1 pseudogene is annotated in these 530 nt (G+C 82.1%); it reads right to left on the reverse strand.

What is annotated here, in order from left to right:
• Positions 1 to 530: pseudogene (locus tag C1I99_RS33045) on the reverse strand (hypothetical protein); the annotation flags it as partial.

The raw sequence follows: 530 nt of genomic DNA on the forward strand, positions 1-530 counted from the left end.
GTCTCGTAGGGCCGGCCATACTCGGCCCGCACCGGCTCGTACGGCCGGTGGGGCTCGTCGGCCCAGCCGGACGCCGGCTCCTCGCGCGCGCGGCGGCCGACCGGCTCTGCCTCCTCGCGGGACCACCGCCCGACGGGCTCGGCCTCCTCGCGGCGGCTGACCGGCTCACCGCCCTCCGCGCGGGCGCGGCGGCCGGGGGGCGGCTCGCCCTCCTCACGGGCCCATGGCGGCGCCCACGCGCCGCCCCAGCTGGGCCGGTTCCAGTTCGGGCCGGACCAGTCCGGCTCGGCGGCCGACGGTGCCTGCCGCCCGGCGCCCGGGTCCCGCTCCTCCGCGGTCGGGCGGTCGCCACCCGGCGCACGGTCCGGCCCCCAGGCCCGCTCGACGCCGGACGCGCTGTCGCGCCCCGAGGCGCCCAGGACCCTGTCGACCCCGGACACCCGCTCGGCGTCAGACGACCGCTCGACGTCGGCCGCCCGCTCTCCGGCAGCGGGGCGGTCGCCGGACGACGCGGCGTGGGGGGGCGTCGA

This window comes from Micromonospora deserti (assembly GCF_003236335.1).
Taxonomy (GTDB): domain Bacteria; phylum Actinomycetota; class Actinomycetes; order Mycobacteriales; family Micromonosporaceae; genus Micromonospora; species Micromonospora deserti.